The 22,066-nt window shown below is 63.1% G+C and carries 17 protein-coding genes; 10 read left to right on the forward strand and 7 right to left on the reverse strand.

The window, feature by feature from the left end; translation table 11 throughout:
- Positions 1-13: 13 nt before the first annotated feature.
- The 3 genes from NKH29_RS02810 to topA are packed head-to-tail and all read right to left on the reverse strand — an operon-like array spanning position 14 to position 5,394.
- Positions 14-466 (reverse strand): DUF983 domain-containing protein, encoded by a 453-nt coding sequence (locus NKH29_RS02810; protein ID WP_031194322.1) that lies wholly within the window; start codon positions 464-466, stop codon positions 14-16.
- A complete protein-coding gene (gene rnr, locus NKH29_RS02815) occupies positions 466-2,772 on the reverse strand; it encodes a ribonuclease R (protein WP_023720103.1) in 2,307 nt (768 codons plus the stop codon). The genes NKH29_RS02810 and rnr overlap by 1 nt, the downstream gene beginning before the upstream one ends.
- Positions 2,773-2,778: 6 nt before the next feature.
- Complete coding sequence (topA, locus tag NKH29_RS02820; protein WP_352642684.1) at positions 2,779-5,394, reverse strand: type I DNA topoisomerase; 2,616 nt, start codon at positions 5,392-5,394, stop codon at positions 2,779-2,781.
- A gap of 76 nt (positions 5,395-5,470) precedes the next feature.
- Between topA and NKH29_RS02825 the strand changes: the two genes are divergently transcribed.
- Positions 5,471-5,698 carry a hypothetical protein gene (locus NKH29_RS02825; RefSeq protein ID WP_023720101.1) on the forward strand — a complete coding sequence of 76 codons (228 nt, stop codon included), beginning with the start codon at positions 5,471-5,473 and terminating at the stop codon, positions 5,696-5,698.
- 142 nt (positions 5,699-5,840) lie between these two features.
- On the opposite strand, the gene NKH29_RS02830 is transcribed toward NKH29_RS02825, so the two are convergent.
- Positions 5,841-6,218 (reverse strand): COG4315 family predicted lipoprotein, encoded by a 378-nt coding sequence (locus tag NKH29_RS02830; RefSeq protein WP_352482202.1) that lies wholly within the window; start codon positions 6,216-6,218, stop codon positions 5,841-5,843.
- Positions 6,219-6,415: 197 nt separating this feature from the next.
- Between NKH29_RS02830 and NKH29_RS02835 the strand changes: the two genes are divergently transcribed.
- Positions 6,416-7,162: a cytochrome c biogenesis CcdA family protein gene (locus tag NKH29_RS02835; RefSeq protein ID WP_023720100.1), complete on the forward strand. Its 747-nt coding sequence runs from the start codon at positions 6,416-6,418 to the stop codon at positions 7,160-7,162.
- A gap of 66 nt (positions 7,163-7,228) precedes the next feature.
- Here NKH29_RS02835 and NKH29_RS02840 read toward each other — a convergent pair whose 3' ends face one another.
- A complete protein-coding gene (locus NKH29_RS02840) occupies positions 7,229-8,122 on the reverse strand; it encodes an SDR family oxidoreductase (RefSeq protein ID WP_023720099.1) in 894 nt (297 codons plus the stop codon).
- Positions 8,123-8,251: 129 nt separating this feature from the next.
- On the opposite strand from NKH29_RS02840, the gene NKH29_RS02845 reads away from it, so the two are divergent.
- Positions 8,252-9,199 (forward strand): AraC family transcriptional regulator, encoded by a 948-nt coding sequence (locus NKH29_RS02845; RefSeq protein WP_352482204.1) that lies wholly within the window; start codon positions 8,252-8,254, stop codon positions 9,197-9,199.
- A 130-nt stretch (positions 9,200-9,329) separates the two neighbouring features.
- Positions 9,330-10,691, forward strand: coding sequence for a bifunctional UDP-N-acetylglucosamine diphosphorylase/glucosamine-1-phosphate N-acetyltransferase GlmU (gene glmU, locus NKH29_RS02850; RefSeq protein WP_352482206.1), 1,362 nt, complete (start codon positions 9,330-9,332; stop codon positions 10,689-10,691).
- 1 nt (position 10,692) lies between these two features.
- On the opposite strand, the gene NKH29_RS02855 is transcribed toward glmU, so the two are convergent.
- The gene (locus NKH29_RS02855) at positions 10,693-11,046 is read right to left on the reverse strand and encodes a hypothetical protein (protein ID WP_031194321.1); all 354 of its coding nucleotides are present in this window, start codon (positions 11,044-11,046) and stop codon (positions 10,693-10,695) included.
- Between the two features lie 226 nt (positions 11,047-11,272).
- Here NKH29_RS02855 and glmS point away from each other — a divergent pair, with 226 nt between their 5' ends.
- Both glmS and NKH29_RS02865 read left to right on the forward strand, forming a co-directional pair.
- Entirely contained in the window at positions 11,273-13,096 is a 1,824-nt protein-coding gene (gene glmS / locus NKH29_RS02860; protein ID WP_023720095.1) for a glutamine--fructose-6-phosphate transaminase (isomerizing), read from the forward strand.
- Between the two features lie 80 nt (positions 13,097-13,176).
- Positions 13,177-13,929 carry a DUF502 domain-containing protein gene (locus NKH29_RS02865; RefSeq protein ID WP_031194320.1) on the forward strand — a complete coding sequence of 251 codons (753 nt, stop codon included), beginning with the start codon at positions 13,177-13,179 and terminating at the stop codon, positions 13,927-13,929.
- Here NKH29_RS02865 and recG read toward each other — a convergent pair.
- Positions 13,881-15,989, reverse strand: a complete 2,109-nt coding sequence (recG, locus tag NKH29_RS02870) for an ATP-dependent DNA helicase RecG (RefSeq protein WP_352547358.1) — start codon at positions 15,987-15,989, stop codon at positions 13,881-13,883. The two genes, NKH29_RS02865 and recG, sit on opposite strands and share 49 nt — an antisense overlap.
- A gap of 91 nt (positions 15,990-16,080) precedes the next feature.
- On the opposite strand from recG, the gene NKH29_RS02875 reads away from it, so the two are divergent.
- From NKH29_RS02875 to NKH29_RS02890, 4 genes are all read left to right on the forward strand, one after another.
- Entirely contained in the window at positions 16,081-16,368 is a 288-nt protein-coding gene (locus NKH29_RS02875; RefSeq protein WP_023720093.1) for a succinate dehydrogenase assembly factor 2, read from the forward strand.
- A 13-nt stretch (positions 16,369-16,381) separates the two neighbouring features.
- On the forward strand, positions 16,382-19,882 hold the full coding sequence (mfd, locus tag NKH29_RS02880) for a transcription-repair coupling factor (protein ID WP_023720092.1): 3,501 nt from the start codon (positions 16,382-16,384) through the stop codon (positions 19,880-19,882).
- A gap of 179 nt (positions 19,883-20,061) precedes the next feature.
- Positions 20,062-21,435, forward strand: a complete 1,374-nt coding sequence (locus NKH29_RS02885; protein ID WP_023720091.1) for a class II 3-deoxy-7-phosphoheptulonate synthase — start codon at positions 20,062-20,064, stop codon at positions 21,433-21,435.
- 147 nt (positions 21,436-21,582) lie between these two features.
- Positions 21,583-22,002: a GFA family protein gene (locus NKH29_RS02890; RefSeq protein WP_023720090.1), complete on the forward strand. Its 420-nt coding sequence runs from the start codon at positions 21,583-21,585 to the stop codon at positions 22,000-22,002.
- Positions 22,003-22,066: the final 64 nt, after the last annotated feature.

Below are 22,066 nucleotides of genomic sequence, written 5' to 3' on the forward strand. Positions count from 1 at the left end.
GCCAGTGATGGCTTCAAGCCTCGGGATGCGACTCGATCAGGTCTTCTTCGCCACCAAAGCCGTGCATATAAAATGCCCATTGCAGGCCGATGACAGCGCCCTTGACCGGCTGCAGCAGGACGACGGCTAGAATGATGGTCAATGGCACCCAGATTGCGATGTGCTGCCAGGTGGAGAGGGTCGAGGTCGCCTCGACACCCATGAAAGCGCCGAGCACGATGTGGCCGACGATGACCACCACAAGATAGGCCGGCAGATCGTCGGCGCGATGGTGATGGAGCTCGTCGTCGCAATGATCGCATTTGTCGACGGTCTTGACGAAGGCGCGAAACAGCTTTCCCTCGCCGCAATGCGGGCAGCGGCCAAGCATGCCGCGCTTCATTGCCGTCCATAGCGGCCGGGCGGTCCGGCCGGAGTGATGCTCGCCGCCGAAAACCAGTTCTTCCACCTGCAGTTCTTTTGGCATCACCGTCTCCTGCCGCGCGAGCCGGTACGCGATTGCGACGCCCGGGCGCGGCCTTTGGCCTTGTGGAACGACCGTTTGGAGCCGGGCAGCGGCTTTGGTTCGGTCAGCATCTCGAAACGCATCGCGCCGGCCATCGGCGCCACCTCGATCAGGCGAACCTCGACGCGGTCGGCAAGCTGATAGCCCTTGCCGGTGCGTTCTCCGAAAAGCGATCGGGCAGTTTCGTCGTATATATAGTAGTCGCCGCCCAGCGTTGAAACCGGAATGAAGCCATCCGCGCCGTACTGCGGCAATTGGACAAACAGTCCCGATTTGGTGACGCCCGAGATGCGGGCGTCGAAACGGTCGTCGATGCGCTCGGCGAGATAGGCGGCGATCAGCCGGTCGACCGTGTCTCTCTCGGCGGCCATCGCGCGGCGCTCGGTCGCCGAGATCAGTGCTGAGACCTCTTCCAGCCGTTCCGCCTCGTCCTGCGTCAGGCCGCCCGGACCAAGGCCGAGTGCGGCAATCAGCCCACGATGCACGATCAGGTCGGCATACCGGCGGATCGGCGAGGTGAAATGCGCGTAGCGCTTCAGGTTGAGGCCGAAATGGCCGATATTGGCAGGCGAATATTCGGCCTGGCTCTGCGAGCGCAGCACCACTTCGTTGACCAGTCCCTCATTGTCGGCGCCGCGCACGCGAGCGAGGATGCCGTTGAACTGGTTCGGCCGCATCTGCGCACCGCGCGCCAGCGACAGGCCGAGCGTCTGCAGGAATTCGCGCAGCGATTCCTGCTTGGCGAGCGAGGGCGCATCGTGGATGCGGTAGACCAGCGCCTGCCGCTTCGCCTCCAGCGTCTCGGCGGCGGCGACATTGGCCTGGATCATGAACTCTTCGATCAGCTTGTGCGCGTCGAGCCGCTCCGGCACGACGACCTTGTCGACGGTGCCGTCCTGCTTGAGCAGGATCTTGCGCTCCGGCAGATCGAGCTCGAGCGGCTGGCGCGTGTCGCGGCCGCGCTTCAGGATCGCGTAAGCGTCCCATAGCGGCCTCAGCACCGCATCGAGGATCGGGCCAGTCGTGTCGTCCGGTGCGCCGTCGATCGCCGCTTGCGCCTGCTGATACGCGAGTTTCGCCGCCGACTTCATCATGATGCGATGGAAGGAGTGCCTGAGTTTGTGGCCATCAGCCGAGAAAGTCATGCGCACCGCTATTGCCGGACGATCCTGGGCCTCGCGCAGCGAACAGAGGTCGTTCGAGATGCGCTCCGGCAGCATCGGCACGACACGATCGGGGAAATAGACCGAATTGCCGCGCTTCAGCGCTTCGCGGTCGAGCGCCGTGCCATAGCGCACATAGGCGGCGACATCGGCAATGGCGACGGTGACGATCACGCCGCCGGCGTTCGTCTCGTCGGTGTCGGGCATGGCGAACACCGCGTCGTCATGATCCTTGGCGTCGGCCGGATCGATGGTGAGCAGCGGCAGCTCGCGCCAATCCTCGCGGCCGGCAAGCGTCGCCGGCTTGACCGCCTCTGCCTCGGCGATGACGTCGGCGGGCAAAATATGCGGAATGTCGTGCGCGTGGATGGCGATCATCGAGACCGCCTTTTCGCTGGTCAAGGAGCCCAATACCGCCAGCACCTTGGCTCTCGGCAGCCCGTAACGGGAGGCCCGCGCCGGCTCGACCTCGACCAGGTCGCCATTCTTGGCGCCGTTCTGGAATTCCTTGTCGACGACCAGCTCCGGCTGGCGCCTTTCCACCGGCTCGATGCGGAACGTGCCGTCCTTCAGCACACGGAAAACGCCGAGAACCGCATCGGTGCGCTTCTCGAAGATCTTCATCACCCGGCCCGTATAGGCCGGGCCTGCCGGATCGTCGGTTGGAAAGGTCTTGGCCAAAACCCGGTCGCCGATGCCAGGCGTCGGGCCATTGCCGCCGCGCGACACGCGGATCGCTATGACCGGAGGTTCGCCATTGCCGATCGCTTCGGTCGGGTGCGCCAGCAGCACGCCGTCGGCGTCGCGGCTAAAGATGTCGAGCACCGCGACGTGGGGCAGGGCCCCGACGCGGGCAAGCCGCTTGCGCTCCTTGGTCAGCAGGCCTTCGTCCTGCAAATCGCGCAACATGTCCTTCAGCCAGATACGGTCTTCGCCGCGCAGCGCGAACGCCTTGGCGATGTCGCGTTTTCCGGCGCGGTCCGGATTTTCTGCGATGTAACGCAGTATCTCGTCACGCGAAGGCCGGTAATTGTCCCTGACCTTGGCACGGGTATCGGCGGTGCGCAGATCGCCGTGGCTTCTTCCGGAGACTTTGCGCGCCAACCCGTCCTATCCCTTTTTCCTGGCCGCCGGTTTTTTGGCCGCTGCCGCTTTCTTCACAGGCGCGGCCGCTTTGCGGAACGGCTTTCTGCCGCCATTGCCGCCCTTGGCTTCCTTTTCCGCAATCAGCGCCACCGCATCCTCGACCGTCACCGATTGCGGATCCTTGCCCTTCGGCAGCGTCGCGTTGACCTTGCCGAAATTCACATAAGGCCCGTATTTGCCGTCACGCACGACGATCTTGCCGCCGCCGGCAGGATGCTCGCCAAGCTCCTTCAGAGCAGCGGGCGTGCCCCCATTGCGGCCGCCCTTGCCTTTCAATTGCTTCTCGGCGATCACCGAGACGGCGCGATTGAGGCCGATCGAGAACACGTCCTCGATGCTGTCGAGATTGGCGTAGGTGCCGTCATGCAGCACGAACGGCCCGTAGCGCCCCAGCCCGGCCGAAATCATCTTGCCGGATTCCGGATGCTTGCCGACGTCGCGCGGCAGCGACAGCAGGGCGAGCGCCTTTTCGTGATCGATCGAATCGACAGTCCAGCCCTTGGGCAGGCTGGAGCGCTTGGCATCCTTGCCGTCGCCGCGCTGGATATAGGGGCCGAACCGGCCATTGCGCAGCGTGATCTCCTCGGCGGTATAGGGATCCTTGCCGAGCACCTTGGTGCCGTCTTCGCCGCTGCCGTTCTCGCCATTGGGATTGGCTGCGTCGCCGAGCTGGCGGGTGAAGGAGCATTCGGGATAGTTCGAGCAGCCGACGAAGGCGCCGAATTTGCCGAGCTTGAGCGACAGGTTGCCGGTGCCGCATTTCGGACATATGCGGGGGTTGGAGCCATCCTCGCGCGTGGGAAACACCAGCGGCGCCAGTTCCTCGTTCAACGCATCGAGGACGTCGGTGACGCGCAACTCCTTGATGTCGGCGACGGCGCCGGAAAAATCCTTCCAGAAATCGCGCAGCACATCCTTCCAGGCTAGCTTGCCGTCGGAGATTTCGTCGAGTTTCTCCTCGAGCGAAGCGGTGAAGTCGTACTCGACATAACGCTCGAAGAAGCTTTCGAGGAAAGCCGACAATAGCCGGCCCTTGGCCTGCGGCACCAGCTTGCGCTTGTCGATGGTGACGTAATCGCGATCCTCGAGCGTCTTCAGGATCGCCGTATAGGTCGACGGCCGGCCAATGCCCAGTTCTTCCAGCTTCTTGATCAGCGACGCCTCGGAATAGCGCGGCGGAGGCTCAGTGGTGTGCTGGGTGGCGTTGATCGCCTCGCGGGTGAGCTGCTCGCCGGCACGGATCTCGGGCAGGCGGCGGCTTTCCTCGTCTTCCGAATCTTCTTCCTTCTGCTCGATGTAAGCGGCTAGGAAGCCGTCGAAGCGAATGACCGAGCCGACAGCACGAAGCTCGGCGGTACGCGAACCGTTGATCGCCTCAATCTCGACCGTGGTGCGCTCGATCTCGGCCGGCTGCATCTGGCTGGCGATGGCGCGTTTCCAGATCATCTCGTAAAGCCGCGCCTGGTCGGCGTCGAGATACTGCCTGACGGAAGCCGGCGTGCGCATGAAATCGGTCGGACGGATCGCTTCGTGCGCCTCCTGGGCATTCTTGGCCTTGGCGGAATAGACGCGCGGCTTTTCAGGCAGGTATTTAGGGCCGAATTCCTTGGCAATCGCATCGCGTGCGGCAGAGATCGCCTCCGGCGCCATCTGCACGCCGTCGGTTCGCATATAGGTGATCAGGCCGGTGGTCTCGCCGCCGATCTCCATGCCCTCATAAAGCCGCTGCGCCACCTGCATGGTGCGGTTGGCCGAAAAGCCGAGACCCGATGAGGCTGCCTGCTGCAGCGTCGAGGTGGTGAAGGGCGGGCCGGGATTGCGCCTGGTCGGCTTGGCTTCGACCGACACTGCCTTGAAGCTGGCGCCTTCGAGCATCGCTTTGATGTCGTCGGCCTGCGCCTTGTTGGAAATGTCGAGCTTTTGCAGCTTCTTGCGCTCGAAGGCGGTCAGCCGCGCCTCGAAATTTTCCTTGCGCGGCGTGCCGAGGATGGCGGCGACCTGCCAGTATTCCTCGCGAATGAAGCGCTCGATCTCGGATTCGCGGTCGCAGACCAGACGCAGTGCCACCGACTGGACGCGGCCGGCCGAGCGGGCGCCGGGCAGCTTGCGCCACAGCACCGGCGACAGCGTGAAGCCGACCAGATAGTCGAGCGCGCGGCGGGCGAGATAGGCATCGACCAGCGGCGCATCGATCTGGCGCGGATTGGCCATCGCCTCCAGCACCGACGCCTTGGTGATGGCATTGAAGACGACGCGGCTGACCGGCTTGTCCTTCAACGCGCGCTTCTGTTTCAGCACTTCCAGGACATGCCAGGAGATCGCTTCGCCCTCACGGTCCGGATCGGTGGCGAGGATCAGCCCGTCGGCGTCCTTGACTGCCTTGGCGATATCGGCGAGACGCTTTCCAGACGCGGTGTCGACGGCCCAGGACATGGCAAAGTCCTCATCCGGGCGCACCGAGCCATCCTTGGCCGGTAGATCGCGGACATGGCCGAACGAGGCCAGAACCTTGTAGTTCTTGCCCAGGTACTTGTTAATTGTCTTCGCCTTGGCCGGCGATTCGACGACGACGACGTCCATACGGTCTCATATCAGTTGTGATGCGGCAGAAGAATTCCGCTGCGCGCGACGAAATCTCATTCAATGTGTCGCTCACATGGCCGCGCTTTTGCATCCGGTCAAGGCCAAGCAGTCAAAATGCGGCCCTGCACCGAATGCGCAACCCAACGGCGCGCCTTGCGATTTCCGCAATCCTGGACAAGGGAAATGGGCAGCCTATCGCTGGACAAACCCGGCAATTGATCCTGGAGAACGGGACAAACTCTCCCGCGGATATAAGAGAAACATCGAGCACGCGCCAGCCCTGCTTGAACAGACGCTGTGAACTGCGCAATATGCAGCCCGGCATTTGCTCAGACAGTCGCACGGAATTGCTGTGCTGAAAAGCTGGCCGCCGGGGTGGTTGGGTCAACGTCCCGGCGACCAGCCGTATTACCGCCTGTTACAGCGGGTCAGAGGCTCAAGGCTCAGTCGGCTTTGGCGATATGCCAGACGCCGCCGACGCCCTCGCCGGTGACATCGCCGGCCTTCTTGTCCTTGATGAACGTGTAGAGCGGCTTGCCTTCATAGGCCCACATCCTGGTGCCGTCGGTGCGGTCGACGATCGTCCATTCGCCCTCGGCCTTGGCGTTGGCGTCAGCTTTCAGTGGCGGCCAATTGGCGGCGCATTTGTCGTAGCAATTCGACTTGCCGGCCTCGTCCTTGTCATAGGTGTAGAGCGTCATGCCGCCGGCGTCGGTGTAGATCTTGGTGCCGCCGACTTCTGCTTCCTTCCACGCCTCGGCGGCGTAGGACACGACGGTGCCGAGCAAAAGCGCGGCCATGCCGATTGCGATCGTTTTCATGGACTTCTCCTTGGATGATTCGAAAAAGCGCGCGGAACAACGCGCTTCGTTTGATCAACGCTGCCTGGCGGCCCTTTCTTCCCGGGCTGTTTTCCATAGATCCAGGCGAGGGCGACGACTTGCTGGGGCCACGCGATGGTGATTGGCGGATGGCCGTTGTCGCGGCTATATGGCTGCGCAGTCATCGGGAGACGGAAATGGCATTGGACGTCGGCTATGTCAGCGCGATCGGGGCGGGAGCGATTTCGTTCCTGTCACCTTGCGTGCTGCCGTTGGTACCGCCCTATCTGTGCTACATGGCCGGCGTGTCGGTCGACGATTTCCGCGGCGAAGCCGGCATTGCGGCAAAGGCTGGCGCGCGAGGCGCGCTGGTTAATTCCTCCATCGCCTTCGTGCTCGGCTTCTCGACCGTCTTCGTCGCGCTGGGCGCCGGCGCCTCCACTATCGGCCATCTGCTACGGGTCTGGCAGGAGCCGCTGGCAATGGCGGCCGGAGTGCTGATCATCCTGATGGGGCTGAATTTCCTCGGCGTATTGCGCATCCCTTTGCTTTCACGCGAGGCGCGCTTCCAGTCACAAGGCAAGCCGGCCAGCCTGATCGCCGCTTACGTCATGGGCTTGGCCTTTGCCTTTGGCTGGACGCCCTGCATCGGCCCGGTGCTGGGGCCGATCCTGACGCTTGCCGGCGGCCGCGAGACGGTGGGCGAGGGCGCGCTGCTGCTTGCCGCCTACTCGCTCGGCCTCGGCATACCGTTCCTGGTCGCGGCGCTGTTTTCCGGCGCCTTCATGCGCTTTCTCGGGAAATTCCGCGTCCATCTCGGCCGCGTCGAAAAAGCCATTGGCGCGCTGCTGGTCGTGGCCGGCGTGTTTTTCCTGACTGGCGGCGTGCAGGCGGCGTCCTATTGGTTGCTCGAGAATTTTCCGGTGCTGGGGCAATTGGGATAGGTTTGCCGCCCGGCCGAGGCGCGAGGCCGTAACTGCGGCACAAGGTACCACAGCTACGTGGTCCGTTCAGCCTCCGAAATAGCTTGGCTGGTCGATATCGACGATGAGCCCGGGTCCGCTCGGCGCCCAGCCCAGCAGCGCGCGGGTTCGCTCGCTTGAAGTCGGGACATCCATCGCCGCGAACATCGTGAACCAGCCAAAATGATCGCCGGCCTCTTCGGCGGACTTGGCGACGACCGGCACGTTCAGGCGCCGGCCGATCACGCCAGCGATGTCCTTGAACGGCACGCCTTCTTCGGCGATCGCGTGATAGCGCCCGCCACCGGCGCCATGCTCGAGCGCAAGCCGGTAGATGCGGGCGGCATCGAACCGATGCACGGCGGGCCAGCGATTGAGCCCTTCGCCGACATAGGCCGACACGCCCTTCTTGCGAGCAAGGTCGATGAGGATCGGAACAAAGGCGTGGTCGCCCTGGCCATGGACCGACGGCGGAAGGCGGACAACCGACGCGCACACCCCGCGTGCCGCCAGCGCGGCGGCTGTCGCTTCGGAGGCGCGGGGATACGAAGCGGAAGCGGGGACAGGCGCATCTTCCTCCGTCGCGATACGGCCCCGCGCCTGGAGCGCGGTTCCGGAGGTGACGAGCAGGGGGCGCTCGGAGCCTTCGAGTGCACCGCCCATCGCCTCGATGGCGCGCCGGTCCATTTCGCAGTTTTGCGCGAACTTCGAAAAGTCATGGTTGAACCCGGTGTGGATCACCGCATCGGCGGCTGCCGCACCCCTGCGCAGGTTCTCCAGGTCTTCGAGGTCGCCTCGATGCACCTCGGCTCCAGTCGCGGCAAGCGACTTGGCCGACGCCTCCGAGCGGGCGAGGCCGAGCACCTGATGGCCGGCACCGATGAGTTCTTGAACGACGGCAGAACCGACGAATCCGGTCGCTCCGGTAAGGAAAACACGCATCACGACTTCTCCTTGTTCATTTCTGACCACGACCATGTTCGCGGCCCGGTGGCGTCGTGATAGGCGCTTGAGAAAATACGATCTATGCGGTAAAGTCCGTATTATCTTCGCAATCGTCCGGAATGACCCATGGATCCCCTTTCAGATGTGCTCTCGCTGCTGAAGCCGCGAAACTATATGTCGGCCGGCTTCGATGCAGGTGGTGAATGGTCGATCCAGTTCCCCGACCAGCAGCAAAGCATCAAGACGGGAGCGGTGGTCTCGGGCCGGTGCTGGCTTTCGGTGGAGGGCGTTGCCGACGCAGTGCACCTTGAGACGGGGGACTGTTTCCTGCTGCCGAGCGGACGGCCTTTCCGCCTTGCAAGCGACATGGGCCTGGCGCCTGTTGAAGCCGTCAAGATTTTTCCGCCAGCGCGAGCCGGCGGTGTCGTGACCCACAATGGCGGCGGTGATTTCTTTCTGGTCAGCAGCCGCTTCGCGCTTGGCGGCAATCATGCCGGCATCCTGTTGCGGATGCTGCCAGCCATTGTGCATATCCGCAAAGAGTCGGACCAGTCTGCGCTGCGCTGGTCGGTGGAGCGGATGATGCAGGAGCTGCGCGAGCCACAACCGGGCGGCTTTCTGGTGATCCGGCACCTCGCCCACATGATGCTGGTTCAGGCGCTGCGGCTGCATCTTTCGGAAGGATTGAAAGGTGGCATCGGCTGGCTCTTTGCCCTGGCGGACAAACAGATGGGCGCGGCGATCAGCGCCATGCACGACGATCCGGCGCATGGCTGGACGTTACAGGAGCTGGCGGAACGGGCCGGCATGTCGCGATCGACCTTTGCGCTTAGATTCAAGGAGACGGTCGGCGCATCGCCCATGGACTATTTGACGCGCTGGCGAATGCTGCTGGCCGGCGACCGGCTGACGAATTCCAGCGATCCCGTCGCCGTCATCGCGCTGTCGCTCGGTTACGAATCCGAAAGCGCCTTCAGCACAGCCTTCAAGCGGGTCATGAACTGTTCGCCACGGCAATACGGTCGTGGCCGAGCCCCCGGCTTCGCATCACGCAACGAGGCGGAAGCCGCCTGAGCCGATCGGCTTGAGCGTCTCGCGGGTTGGAGGTTCCACCGTCTCACCGGAATTTAACCGCATTGGTGCAGCATGGCGCCGGTGCTACCAACGCTTCGATTCCAGACTCCTTTCAACGGTTGCTGTCCCCATGAGCCAGAGATCCTGCCTGTCCATCATCCTCGCTGCCGGTGAAGGCACGCGCATGAAGAGTGCGGTGCCGAAAGTGCTGCACACAATCGCCGGCCTGCCGATGGTTGCCCACGTCGTCAAGGCGGCTGAAGCCGCCGGCAGCGGTGATCTGGCGCTGGTGATCGGCCATGGCGCCGACGAGATGCGCAAGGCGGCACTCAAGTTCGCGCCGAAGGTCGAGACTTTTGTTCAGGAAAAGCGCCTCGGCACCGCGCACGCCGTGCTTGCCGCGCGGGCAGCGATATCAAGGGGTTATGATGACATCCTGGTGATGTTTGGCGACACGCCGTTAATCGATCCGGAAGCACTGGCGGCGGCGCGGCTGAAGCTGGCCGAAGGTGCGGCTGTCGTCGTGGTCGGCTTCCGTACGGAAAATCCTTCGGGCTACGGCCGGCTTATCGAAAAGGCCGGCAAGCTCGTCGCCATCCGCGAGGAGAAGGACTGTTCGGACGAGGAGAAGAAAATCACCTTCTGCAATGGCGGGCTGATGGCGGTCGCCGGCAGGCATGCGCTGAAGCTGCTCGATCAAGTCGGCAGCAAGAACGCCAAGGGCGAGTATTATCTCACCGACATCGTCGAGATCGCCGCTGCGCAAGGACTTGATGTCGTCGCCATCGAAGCCAGTTTCGAAAATGCCCTCGGCATCAACAACCGCGCCGAGCTTGCCCAGGCGGAAGGCATCTGGCAGGCGCGCCGGCGGCATGAAGCGATGCTTTCCGGCGTGACGCTGATTGCGCCAGAAACCGTGTTCTTCTCGCACGACACCGATATCGGCGCCGATACGATCATCGAGCCCAATGTCTGGTTCGGGCCGGGCGTGAAAATCGCCACGGGCGCCAAGATCCATGCCTTCAGCCATATCGAAGGCGCAACCATCGCGTCGAATTGCGATGTCGGGCCGTTCGCGCGGCTGCGGCCCGGGGCCGATCTGAGAAACAAAGCCAAGGTCGGCAATTTCTGCGAGGTAAAGCAAGCGATCGTCGAGGAGGGCGCCAAGGTCAACCACCTGACCTATATCGGCGATGCCCGCATCGGCGCAGGCGCCAATATCGGCGCCGGCACCATCACCTGCAATTATGACGGTTATTCGAAATTCTTCACCGATATCGGCGAGGGCGCCTTCATCGGCTCGAATTCCTCGCTGGTGGCGCCGGTGTCGATCGGCAAGGGCGGCTACATCGCCTCGGGCAGCGTCATCACCGAAAGCGTGCCCGACGATGCACTGGCCTTCGGCCGTGCCCGCCAGCGGACTCTGCCCGGCAAGGGCAAGGAGTTGCGCGAACGGTTCGCTTCGGCCGCGGCTGCCCACAAAAAAGGATAGCCTAACGGAACTCAGCGACAAGCTGGATTTCCCCAACGATTGCATCGTTGAAGGCGGACAGGTCTTCGGCCGGGATCCAGTATTCCAGATGCGCCCGGCTGCCGGCATGCTGGACGCTGTAACGGTCCAGAAAGCTGCGGCGCACCTCGAAACGGGTCACGAAACCTGATCCGCTCGCGGGCACATTCCAGTCTCGGGCGATCTGGGTGGCATAGGCCTCGCTCGTTACCGGATAGAAGATCGGCTGATCGGCAAGTCGAGGAGGAAAGGCGCGCATCCCTGAACTCTGGATCAACTCCAGTTCGCGTGGCCCAACCGGACGCCAAAGTGTCACCGTGTCAATTCGTTCGTTCATGGCCGCATCATGTCTTTGACTGATTTCAGGAGCCTTTGAGGCGAGATAGGATATATGAGCGGAGAAACTGAGCAATTGCAGTAACCGGATTGCAAGAGCGCTCTGTGATGGTGCATCTGTGCAGGATAGTCCGGCTGATACCGGACGAAATGGAATGTGATTTTTCGCGGTCGCCAGGCAGTCTCTAAATAGTGCCGGGTTTGAAGTCAGAGTCGGGGGAAGCGCCATGTGCGGTATCGTTGGAATAGTCGGTAACTCGCCGGTCGCGCCGCTTATCGTCGATGCGCTGAAAAGGCTCGAATATCGCGGCTATGATTCGGCCGGCGTCGCGACCATCGATCATGGCCATCTCGCCCGTCGCCGTGCCGAAGGCAAGCTGATCAATCTCGAGCGCCGGCTGAAGGACGAACCGCTCGGTGGCACGATCGGCATCGGCCACACGCGCTGGGCAACGCATGGCGTGCCGAACGAGACCAATGCGCATCCGCATTTTTCCGACGGGCTCGCCATCGTCCATAACGGCATTATCGAGAATTTCGCCGAATTGCGCGATGAGTTGATCCGCGACGGCTATACGTTTTCCTCGCAGACCGACACCGAGGTCGTCGCCCATCTGGTGGCGCGCGAACTGGCCAGGGGCCTGAAGCCGGTCGAGGCCGCGCATCAGGCGCTGAAGCGGCTGGAAGGCGCCTTTGCGCTGGCCATCATGTTTAAGGGCGACGAGGATCTGATCGTCGGCGCCCGCAATGGCCCGCCGCTGGCCGTCGGACATGGCGATGGCGAGATGTTCCTGGGCTCCGACGCCATCGCGCTTGCCCCGTTCACCAACTCGATCACCTATCTGGAAGACGGCGACTGGGCGGTAGTGCGCCGCAACGACGTTGCCATCTTCGACATGGACGGCAACAAGGTCGACCGCAAACGCCAGCAGTCGCTCAGCACGAGCTTCATGGTCGACAAGGGCAACCGGCGCCATTTCATGGAAAAGGAAATCCACGAACAGCCGGAAGTGATCTCGCACACGCTGGCACATTATGTGGATTTCGTCGGTGGCGTCTCGAAGCCGCTCGACCTGCCATTCGATTTCGCCAAGATCGACCGGCTGGCGATTTCGGCCTGTGGCACCGCTTATCTCGCCGGGTTGATCAGCAAATACTGGTTCGAGCGCTATGCGCGGCTGCCGGTCGACATCGATGTCGCCTCGGAGTTCCGCTACCGCGAGATGCCGCTGTCGAAGACCGATGCCGCCTTCTTTATCTCGCAATCGGGCGAGACGGCGGACACACTGGCGTCGCTGCGCTACTGCCGCAAGGCCGGCATGAAGATCGGTGTTGTGGTCAATGTGCGCGAATCGACCATGGCGCGCGAATCCGACGTCATCCTGCCGACACTGGCCGGCCCGGAGATCGGCGTCGCCTCGACCAAGGCGTTCACCTGCCAGCTCTCCGTGCTGGCTTCGCTGGCGGTGCGAGCTGGTATGGCGCGTGGAACCATTTCGCCCGAGCAGGAGAAGACACTGGTGCGCGCGCTATCCGAAGCGCCGCGTTACGCCAACCAGGTGCTGAAGCTCGATGGGCAGATCGAAAAGATCGCTCGCGACCTCTCGCACTACAAGAATGTACTTTACCTCGGCCGCGACACCAATTTTCCGCTGGCCATGGAAGGCGCGCTGAAGCTCAAGGAAATTTCCTATATCCACGCCGAAGGCTATGCCGCCGGCGAGCTGAAGCACGGGCCGATCGCACTGATCGATGAGAACATGCCTGTCATCGTCATCGCCCCGCACGACCGCATCTTCGAAAAGACGGTGTCGAACATGCAAGAGGTGGCGGCGCGCGGCGGCAAGATCATCCTGATCACCGACAGCAAGGGCGCTGCACACGCTACGGTGAAGACGATGGAGACGATCGTTTTGCCGGACGTGCCGGAAATCATCTCGCCGATCATCTACGCGCTGCCGATCCAGATGCTCGCCTATTTCACCGCCGTGTTCATGGGCACGGACGTCGACCAGCCTCGCAACCTGGCGAAATCGGTAACGGTGGAATAGGTCTCGTTTAAAAACTTCGCAATTCCAAAGCGCCTTCGGGTTCAGTAGTGTCGCGTTGCAAACACACGCTGCGGTGAACCATGTCGGATGCTCTCAAGACCTCAGGCATGACCCGGCTGAGAAACTATTTCCTGACCGGCTTCGTCGTTTGCGCGCCATTGGCGATCACCGCCTACATTGCCTGGTCGCTTATCGGCTGGGTCGATTCCTGGGTGAAACCCTACATCCCGGTACGCTACAATCCGGACACCTACCTGCCGTTTCCAGTGCCGGGTTTTGGGCTGATCGTTGCCCTGATCCTCATCACCTTTATCGGTTTCCTGACAGCCAATATCGTCGGTCGCGCCATCGTCAACTTCGGCGAGCGCCTGCTTGGCCGCATGCCGCTGGTGCGCGGCATCTACGGCTCGCTGAAGCAGATTTTCGAGACCGTGCTGTCGAACAAGGGCGACATGTTCCGCCAGGTCGGGTTGGTCGAATATCCGCGCAAGGGGGTCTGGTCGCTGGTCTTCGTCGCCAGCGAGAAGGAAACCGAGATCAACCAGAAGCTCGACCAGCAAGGCGATCCGCTGATTGCGGTGTTCATGCCGTGTACGCCTAACCCGACTACGGGCTTTCTGATGTATGTACCGAAATCCGACATCGTGCTGCTCGACATGACGATCGAGGACGGAGCCAAGCTGATCGTTTCGGCCGGCCTGGTGGCGCCGGCGGTCAAAATGGTGACGGTGAACGGCGAGCAGATCCACGGCGCGCTCGCCAATCCGCCGCTCGACGCGATGCCTCAGCCGGCGCGCAGGAGCCGCACGGCCTCGTCGCGGCCGAATAGATAGAGCAGCAGGCGCAGCGCCGTGCCGCGTTCGGACTGCAGTTCCGGATCACGCGACAGGATCAGCCGCGCATCGTCGCGGGCGGCCTCGAGCAGGTCGGCATGCGCCTCGATGCGCGCCACCTGGAAGCCCGGCGTGCCGGATTGGCGGGTGCCGAGCAACTCGCCTTCGCCGCGCAGCTTCAGATCCTCTTCGGCGATGCGGAAGCCGTCCTCGGTCTCGCGCATCACCGACAGCCGGCGTTTGGCCGTCTCGCCAATCGGGTCCTTGTAGAGCAGCACGCAGGACGACGGCTTGTCGCCGCGCCCGACCCGGCCGCGCAATTGGTGCAACTGGGCAAGGCCAAAACGCTCGGCATGCTCGATGACCATGATTGTTGCGTCAGGCACATCGACGCCGACCTCGATCACCGTGGTGGCGATCAGGATGCGCGTTTCACCCTGCTTGAAGGCGCGCATCGCCTCGTCCTTGTCGGCGCCCTTCATGCGGCCATGCACCAGGCCAATCCGATCACCGAACAGCGGCTTCAGCGAGGCAAAACGGTCCTCGGCCGACATCAGCTTGATCTCCTCGGATTCCTCAACCAGCGGACAGATCCAGTAGATTTTCTGGCCATCGGCGACAGCGTCGAGCATGCGGCCGATCAGCTCGTCGAGCCGTTCAAGCGGCAAGGTGACGGTGCGGATCGGCTGGCGGCCGGCCGGCTTTTCCGTCAGCTTCGACACGTCCATGTCGCCGAAGGCAGTCAGCACCAGCGTCCGCGGTATCGGCGTTGCCGTCATCACCAGCATGTCGGGCGCATCGCCCTTGGCAGTGATGGCAAGGCGCTGGTGGACGCCGAAACGGTGCTGCTCGTCGACGACGGCGAACACGAGGTCATGGAACGTCACCGTTTGCTGGAACAGCGCATGGGTGCCGACGACGATGTCGATGTCGCCATTGGCCAGCCCGGTCAGCGTGTCGGCGCGCTCGCGGCCGTTTTCGCGGCCGGTGAGGATGGCGACGCGCAAGCCGGACCGTTCCGCCAACGGCGCAATCGTTGCCAGATGCTGGCGCGCCAGGATTTCGGTCGGCGCCATCAATGCCGCCTGGCCGCCGGCCTCGACGGCACGCGCCATGGCAAGCAGCGCGACCACCGTCTTGCCGGAGCCGACATCGCCCTGCAAAAGGCGCAGCATGCGTTCGGGGTCGCCGAGATCGGCGTTGATTTCGGCAAGCGCCATTTCCTGCGACATGGTCAGCGAATAAGGGAGTGCCGCGCGCAATTGTTCGACTATGCGGCCGTCGCCAACGAGTGGCCGGCCCGATAATCGGCGGACCTTGGCCCGGACCAGCGCCAGCGATACCTGGCCGGCCAAGAACTCGTCATAGGCAAGGCGCCGCCACGCCGCGCCGTCGACGGAGACGTCGATCGGGTCGGCAGGATTGTGGACCCGGGTGAGCGCATCGCCGAAAGCAGGAAAGGCGTGGCGGCGCCGGAACTCGCCGTCCTGCCATTCGGGCAGCACCGGCAGGCGGGCCAGCGCTTGGCCAATCGCCCGGCGCAGCACCTTGCCCGAGAGCCCGGCGGTCAGCGGATAGACCGGCTCGACCAATGGGAGGTTTTCTGCGTCGCCGGCAAGTGCGATATGGTCGGGATGAACCATGGTCGGGCGGCCGTTGAACCATTCCATGCGGCCCGAGACGACGACATGCTCGCCTACGGGCATCGCTTTTTCGAGATAGGCGGCATGGGCATGGAAGAAGGTCAGCGCGATCTCGCCAGTGTCGTCATGGGCGTAGACCCGGTAGGGTACCGACCTGTTGCCACGCGGCGGCGGCTGGTGGCGGTCGATGCGCACATCGAGCGTGACGATTGCGCCCTCGGCCGAACCGGCGATGCCCGGCCGGTTGCGGCGATCGATGACAGTATGCGGCAGCACGAACAAGAGGTCGCCGGCGCGCGCTGCCCGGTCGCCGAGATCCGCCGCCACGACTTTCTCGATCAATACGCCAACCTTCGACCCGACGCCGGCAAGCGAGGTGATCGGGACAAACAGCGGATCGAGGAGGGAGGGACGCATGATGTCAGCTTATGTTGCGCCGGCCGGAGCGCAAGGCTGACACCGCCTTCTATCCACGCTATATGCGCCGCCTGGGCAAGGATGTTGCACGATGACCGGAACGACTCGATCAAGCGAGGGGCTCGATACCCGCCGCCGCAAGCTTCTGTTTCGTTCGTGGCACCGCGGCATGCGCGAGATGGACCTGATACTCGGCAGCTTCGCCGATGCCGAGATCGGCGCCTTGACCGGCGACGAAATCGACCAATATGAGAGGCTTCTCGACATTCCCGACACCGAATTCCTGCCTATCGTCACCGGCGAGCGCCCGGTTCCGACGGATATAGATTGTGCCGTCCTGCAAAAAATCCTGGCTTCGCGCCGGGACATGACCTTCTGAACAACGTGTAGCCATGAGCCTTATCCCTACGATCGGTCTGCCGAAAGGCCGCGCCGGCCAGTTCATTGTCGATGGCGTCGCCGACGGCTACGAAGCCTTTGCGCTGGTGCAGGCTGCGCACGAGATCGCCCCTGACAAGCCGGTGCTTTTCGTGGCACGCGACGGCCAGCGTCTGCCGGCGATCGTCGAGGCGCTTGCCTTTGCCGCGCCGGGCCTGCCGGTGCTGGAACTGCCGGCCTGGGATTGCCTGCCTTACGACCGCGTCTCGCCCGGCGCCGATGCCGCCGCAAGGCGGCTCGATGCGCTGGCAGCAATGATTGCGCTGGCGAAGAGGCCGCACCGCGCCGTCATTCTCACCACCGCGAATGCGTTGCTTCAGCGCATTCCGCCGGCGGAACTCGTCGAGGCGCAGACCTTTCACGCCAAGCCCGGTAACCAGATCGACATGAACGTACTGGTGTCGCGGCTGGAGACTTCCGGCTTCGAGCGGGTACCGACGGTGCGCGGCATCGGCGAATTTGCAGTGCGGGGCGGCATCCTCGATCTCTTCGCGCCCGGATGGGCGGAGGCGCTGCGCCTCGATTTCTTCGGCGATACGCTGGAATCGATCCGCGTCTTCGACACCGCAACACAGAGAACCACCGGCCAGCGCAAGTCGATGGCGTTGCAGGCGATGAGCGAGGTGGCGCTGACGCCGGAAACCATCAGCCGCTTCCGCCGTGCCTATATCGAAGCCTTTGGCGCACCCTCGCGCGACGATGGGCTCTATGCGGCGGTCAGCGAGGGCAGGCGGTTTGCCGGCATGGAGCACTGGCTGCCGTTCTTCCATGAGCGGCTGGAAACCGTCTTCGACTATCTACCCGACGCGCCTGTGGTTTTCGACCATCTGGCGCATGAGGCACTGGCCGAGCGCCACACTCTGATCCTCGACCACTACGAAGCGCGCAAGAAGCAGGCCGACGGCGCCTTGAAGGACGCGGTGCCCTACAAGCCGGTGCCGCCGGATCTGCTCTATCTGTCGCCAGAGAACCTGATTGCCTCGCTTGGCCCGCGCGAAGCAATAGACTTCACGTCGTTCGATGCGCCCGATGCCGGTGCGAAAAAGGTGTTCCATGCCGGCTCGCGCCACGGCCGCAGCTTCGTCGAGGAACGCGCCGACCCTAGCGCCAACGTTTTCGACGTCGTCGTAAAACACATTTCCGACGAGCGCGCTGCACGCCGCCGCGTCATCGTCGCCGGCTGGACCGAGGGTTCGCTCGACCGGCTTGGTCAGATCCTGGCCGAGCATCATCTTGGCAATCTGAAGCCGGTGGCGACGCTTGCCGAAGCCGAAAGGCTTGAGCCGGGGCAGGCGGGACTGGCCGTGCTACCGCTCGAATCCGGCTTCGAGACGGAGAAACTGGTCGTTGTCGCCGAGCAGGACATTCTCGGCGACCGGCTGATCCGACGCTCGAAGCGCAAGAAGCGCGCGTCCGACTTCATCGCCGAGGCTTCGGCGTTGTCCTCGGGCGATATTGTCGTCCATTCCGATCATGGCATTGGCCGTTTCATCGGGTTGCGTACCATCGAGGCGGTTGGTGCGCCTCACGATTGCCTCGAAATCCACTATGCCGGCGATGATCGGCTGTTCCTGCCTGTGGAAAACATCGAGCTGCTGTCGCGCTATGGCTCGGATTCGGCCGAGGCGACGCTCGACAAGCTTGGCGGCGGCGCCTGGCAATCGCGCAAGGCGCGGCTGAAGAAGCGCCTGCTCGACATGGCCGGGCAGCTGATCCGCATCGCCGCCGAGCGGCAGATGCGGGCCGCACCGGCGCTGGTGCCGGCGGAAGGCCTCTATGGCGAGTTTGCAGCGCGTTTTCCCTATGAGGAGACCGATGACCAGCAGACGGCGATCGATTCGGTCATGGATGATCTAGGCGCCGGAAAGCCGATGGACCGGCTGATCTGCGGCGATGTCGGCTTCGGCAAGACCGAAGTTGCACTTCGCGCCGCCTTCATCGCGGCGATGGAAGGCGTTCAGGTGGCGGTGGTGGTGCCGACGACATTGTTGTCGCGCCAGCATTTCAAGACCTTCTCGCAGCGCTTCTCGGGCCTGCCGATCCGTGTCGCCCAGGCCTCGCGGCTGGTCGGCGCCAAGGAACTGGCCGAGGCCAAGAAGGGCATCGCCGAAGGTCAGGTTGACATTGTCGTCGGCACGCACGCGCTGCTCGGCTCCTCGATCTCGTTCAAGAATCTCGGCCTGCTGATCATCGACGAGGAGCAGCATTTCGGCGTCAAGCACAAGGAACGGCTGAAAGACCTGAAGACCGACGTCCACGTCCTGACTTTGTCGGCGACGCCGATCCCGCGAACGTTGCAGCTTGCCTTGACCGGCGTGCGCGAGCTGTCGCTGATCGCTACGCCGCCGGTCGACCGCATGGCGGTGCGCACCTTCATCTCGCCCTTCGATCCGCTGGTCATCCGCGAAACGTTGCTGCGCGAGCGCTACCGTGGCGGCCATTCCTTCTATGTCGTGCCGCGCATCAGCGATCTCGCGGAAATCCATGATTTTCTGCGCGAATCCGTGCCTGAGCTGAAAGTGGCGGTGGCGCATGGCCAGATGCCGCCGGGCGAACTCGACGACATCATGAACGCCTTCTATGACGGCCAGTACGATGTGCTTTTGTCGACCACCATCGTCGAATCCGGCCTCGATATCCCGACCGCCAACACGCTGATAGTGCACCGCGCCGATATGTTCGGACTGTCGCAGCTCTATCAGCTGCGCGGCCGTGTCGGCCGTTCGAAGGTGCGCGCCTACGCGCTGTTCACACTGCCCGCCAACCGCAAGCTCACCGATACAGCCGAGCGTCGGCTGAAAGTGCTGCAGTCGCTCGATACGCTCGGCGCCGGTTTCCAACTGGCTAGCCACGACCTCGATATCCGCGGCGCCGGCAATCTGCTCGGCGAAGAGCAGTCGGGCCACATCAAGGAGGTTGGTTTCGAGCTCTACCAACAGATGCTGGAGGAGGCGGTGGCCGAAGTGAAGGATTCCGGCGAGGTGCAGGACGGCGGCTGGTCGCCGCAGATCGCCGTCGGCACAGCGGTGATGATCCCGGAAAGCTATGTCCCGGACCTGCAGCTCAGGCTGGCGCTCTATCGCCGTCTTGGCGATCTCGAAAATACGGCAGAGATCGATGCTTTCGGCGCCGAGCTGATCGACCGGTTCGGGACGCTGCCGGAAGAGGTAAAACATCTGTTGAAGATCGTCTTCATCAAGGCGCTTTGCCGCAAGGCCAACGTCGAGAAGCTCGACGCCGGGCCGAAAGGCGTCGTCATCCATTTCCGCAAGCGGGAATTCCCCAATCCGGTCGGGCTGGTCAAGCTCATCGGCGAACAGGGCTCGCTGGCCAAGATCCGGCCCGACCAGAGCGTCGTCTTCAGCCGCGACTGGCCGACCCCCGAAAAGCGGCTGGCAGGCTCGGCGGTTGTCATGACGCAGTTGGCACGGCTGGTGGAGAAGGCGGCGGCATAGCAGGGTGTCGCTGGTGCTCTGGGCACAGCCGCACCGGCACTTTCACCGTGCCGTGCCCATTCGCCACGCGGCCAATTCCGGTCTAGAATAGGAAATCGGCTTCGTGTATGGAGCCGCGACCCCATATTGGGCGGATTGGCGGGCGATGGCGTCCGTGCGAAAGAGCGTTGGGTGCTTCGATGACGAAATGGTCGCCGAATTCGTGGAGAGCTAAGCCGATCCAGCAGGTTCCTGCCTATCCGGACCTTGTCGCGCTGAGGAACACGGAAGCCCAGCTCGCCACCTTTCCGCCGTTGGTTTTTGCAGGTGAGGCGCGCAAGCTGAAGAAGCAGCTTGCAGCCGTCGCTGCCGGGGACGCATTCCTTCTGCAGGGTGGCGATTGCGCCGAGAGCTTCGCCGAGCATGGCGCCGACAATATCCGCGACTTCTTCCGCGTCTTTTTGCAGATGTCGGTGGTACTGACCTTCGCCGGCGCGCAGCCGGTGGTGAAGGTCGGCCGTGTCGCCGGCCAGTTCGCCAAGCCGCGCTCGTCCGACAATGAGACCAAGGGCGGTGTGACGCTGCCCAGCTATCGCGGCGACATCATCAATGGCATCGAGTTCGATGCCAAGTCGCGCATTCCCGATCCTGCGCGGCAGGAGATGGCGTACCGCCAGTCGGCGGCGACGCTCAACCTGTTGCGCGCCTTCGCCCAGGGCGGCTACGCCAGCCTGGAGAACGTGCATCAATGGATGCTCGGCTTCGTGTCCGACAGCCCGCAGGGCGAGAAATACGAGTCGCTCGCCAACCGCATCACCGAGACGATGGACTTCATGAAGGCCGTCGGCATCACCTCGGAGACCAATTACGCACTGCGCGAGACCGATTTCTACACCAGCCACGAAGCGCTGCTGCTCGGTTATGAAGAGGCGCTGACCCGCGTCGATTCGACTTCGGGCGACTGGTACGCCACCTCCGGCCACATGATCTGGATCGGCGATCGCACGCGCCAACCCGACCACGCGCATGTCGAATACTGCCGTGGCATCAAGAACCCGCTCGGCCTGAAATGTGGCCCGTCGCTGACGCCGGACGGCCTGTTGCAGCTCATCGACCTGCTCAATCCGGAGAATGAGCCTGGCCGGCTGACGCTGATTGCCCGCTTCGGTTCCGATAAGGTCGCCGAACATCTGCCCAAACTGGTGCGCGCGGTGCAGAAGGAAGGCCGCAGCGTGGTGTGGTCTTCCGATCCGATGCATGGCAACACCATCGAGGCCGCCGGCTACAAGACACGGCCGTTCGACCGCATCCTGAAGGAGGTGCAGACCTTCTTCGAGGTGCATCGCGCCGAAGGCACGCATCCCGGCGGCATCCACATCGAGATGACCGGCAAAAACGTCACCGAATGCACCGGTGGTGCCCGCGCCATCACCGCCGAAGAACTGCAGGATCGCTACCACACCCATTGCGACCCGCGCCTCAACGCTGACCAGGCGATCGAGCTGGCCTTCCTGGTATCCGATCTGCTCAAGAAGACCCATCCGGTCCAGCACAAGCAGGCCGTCAACGGCTGATGCGATCTGAACTTTGATGTATTGGAAAAGCGCCGGAGAAATCCGGCGCTTTTTGTATTCAATCCGGCGGGTGTCGCATTTGCTCGTGCCTAACGCGCGCAAAACTGGAATCCTGCCAAGCGATGGCAATTGCATTGGGAGGCCGAGATGGCTGACAGTCACAGCGGATCATGCTTGTGCGGGGCAGTGCGGTTGCAGACGCGAGGACCGCTACGCGGCGTTATCTACTGCCATTGCTCGCAGTGCCGAAAGCAGAGCGGGCATTTTTATGCCGCGACCAATGTTGCCGATCGCGACATCACAATCGCCGGCGCAGAGAACGTCACCTGGTACGAGGCATCTTCGTTCGCCGCGCGCGGCTTCTGCAAGATATGCGGCTCTCTGCTGTTCTGGAAGCCGATGGAGGGTGGCTACGTTTCGGTCATGGCCGGCCTGTTCGACGCGCCAACCGGACTTCAAGGGGAATGTCATATCTTTGTCGGCGACAAGGGCGACTATTACGCGATCGACGACGGGCTGCCGCAGTTCGAGAAGTCGACGCCGTCGATCAAGGTAGCAGACGGCTGATTTTTGAAGAGGCCGCCTTATTCCCTTGATCCAGCCATTGCGCTATCCCCTGCCGGTGATTCCG

It is taken from the genome of Mesorhizobium sp. M1295 (assembly GCF_040318135.1).
GTDB lineage: Bacteria > Pseudomonadota > Alphaproteobacteria > Rhizobiales > Rhizobiaceae > Mesorhizobium.

Excerpts from the sequence above, each read along its gene's own strand:
- NKH29_RS02810 (WP_031194322.1), bottom strand. The coding sequence starts at position 466 with ATGCCAAAAGAACTGCAGGTGGAAGAACTGGTTTTCGGCGGCGAGCAT.
- NKH29_RS02845 (WP_352482204.1), top strand. The coding sequence starts at position 8,252 with ATGGATCCCCTTTCAGATGTGCTCTCGCTGCTGAAGCCGCGAAACTAT.
- NKH29_RS02830 (WP_352482202.1), bottom strand. The coding sequence starts at position 6,218 with ATGAAAACGATCGCAATCGGCATGGCCGCGCTTTTGCTCGGCACCGTC.
- mfd (WP_023720092.1), top strand. The coding sequence starts at position 16,382 with ATGAGCCTTATCCCTACGATCGGTCTGCCGAAAGGCCGCGCCGGCCAG.
- NKH29_RS02855 (WP_031194321.1), bottom strand. The coding sequence starts at position 11,046 with ATGAACGAACGAATTGACACGGTGACACTTTGGCGTCCGGTTGGGCCA.
- glmS (WP_023720095.1), top strand. The coding sequence starts at position 11,273 with ATGTGCGGTATCGTTGGAATAGTCGGTAACTCGCCGGTCGCGCCGCTT.
- NKH29_RS02835 (WP_023720100.1), top strand. The coding sequence starts at position 6,416 with ATGGCATTGGACGTCGGCTATGTCAGCGCGATCGGGGCGGGAGCGATT.
- NKH29_RS02865 (WP_031194320.1), top strand. The coding sequence starts at position 13,177 with ATGTCGGATGCTCTCAAGACCTCAGGCATGACCCGGCTGAGAAACTAT.
- NKH29_RS02825 (WP_023720101.1), top strand. The coding sequence starts at position 5,471 with ATGGCCGCGCTTTTGCATCCGGTCAAGGCCAAGCAGTCAAAATGCGGC.
- NKH29_RS02875 (WP_023720093.1), top strand. The coding sequence starts at position 16,081 with ATGACCGGAACGACTCGATCAAGCGAGGGGCTCGATACCCGCCGCCGC.
- recG (WP_352547358.1), bottom strand. The coding sequence starts at position 15,989 with ATGCGTCCCTCCCTCCTCGATCCGCTGTTTGTCCCGATCACCTCGCTT.
- NKH29_RS02890 (WP_023720090.1), top strand. The coding sequence starts at position 21,583 with ATGGCTGACAGTCACAGCGGATCATGCTTGTGCGGGGCAGTGCGGTTG.
- NKH29_RS02885 (WP_023720091.1), top strand. The coding sequence starts at position 20,062 with ATGACGAAATGGTCGCCGAATTCGTGGAGAGCTAAGCCGATCCAGCAG.
- topA (WP_352642684.1), bottom strand. The coding sequence starts at position 5,394 with ATGGACGTCGTCGTCGTCGAATCGCCGGCCAAGGCGAAGACAATTAAC.
- glmU (WP_352482206.1), top strand. The coding sequence starts at position 9,330 with ATGAGCCAGAGATCCTGCCTGTCCATCATCCTCGCTGCCGGTGAAGGC.
- NKH29_RS02840 (WP_023720099.1), bottom strand. The coding sequence starts at position 8,122 with ATGCGTGTTTTCCTTACCGGAGCGACCGGATTCGTCGGTTCTGCCGTC.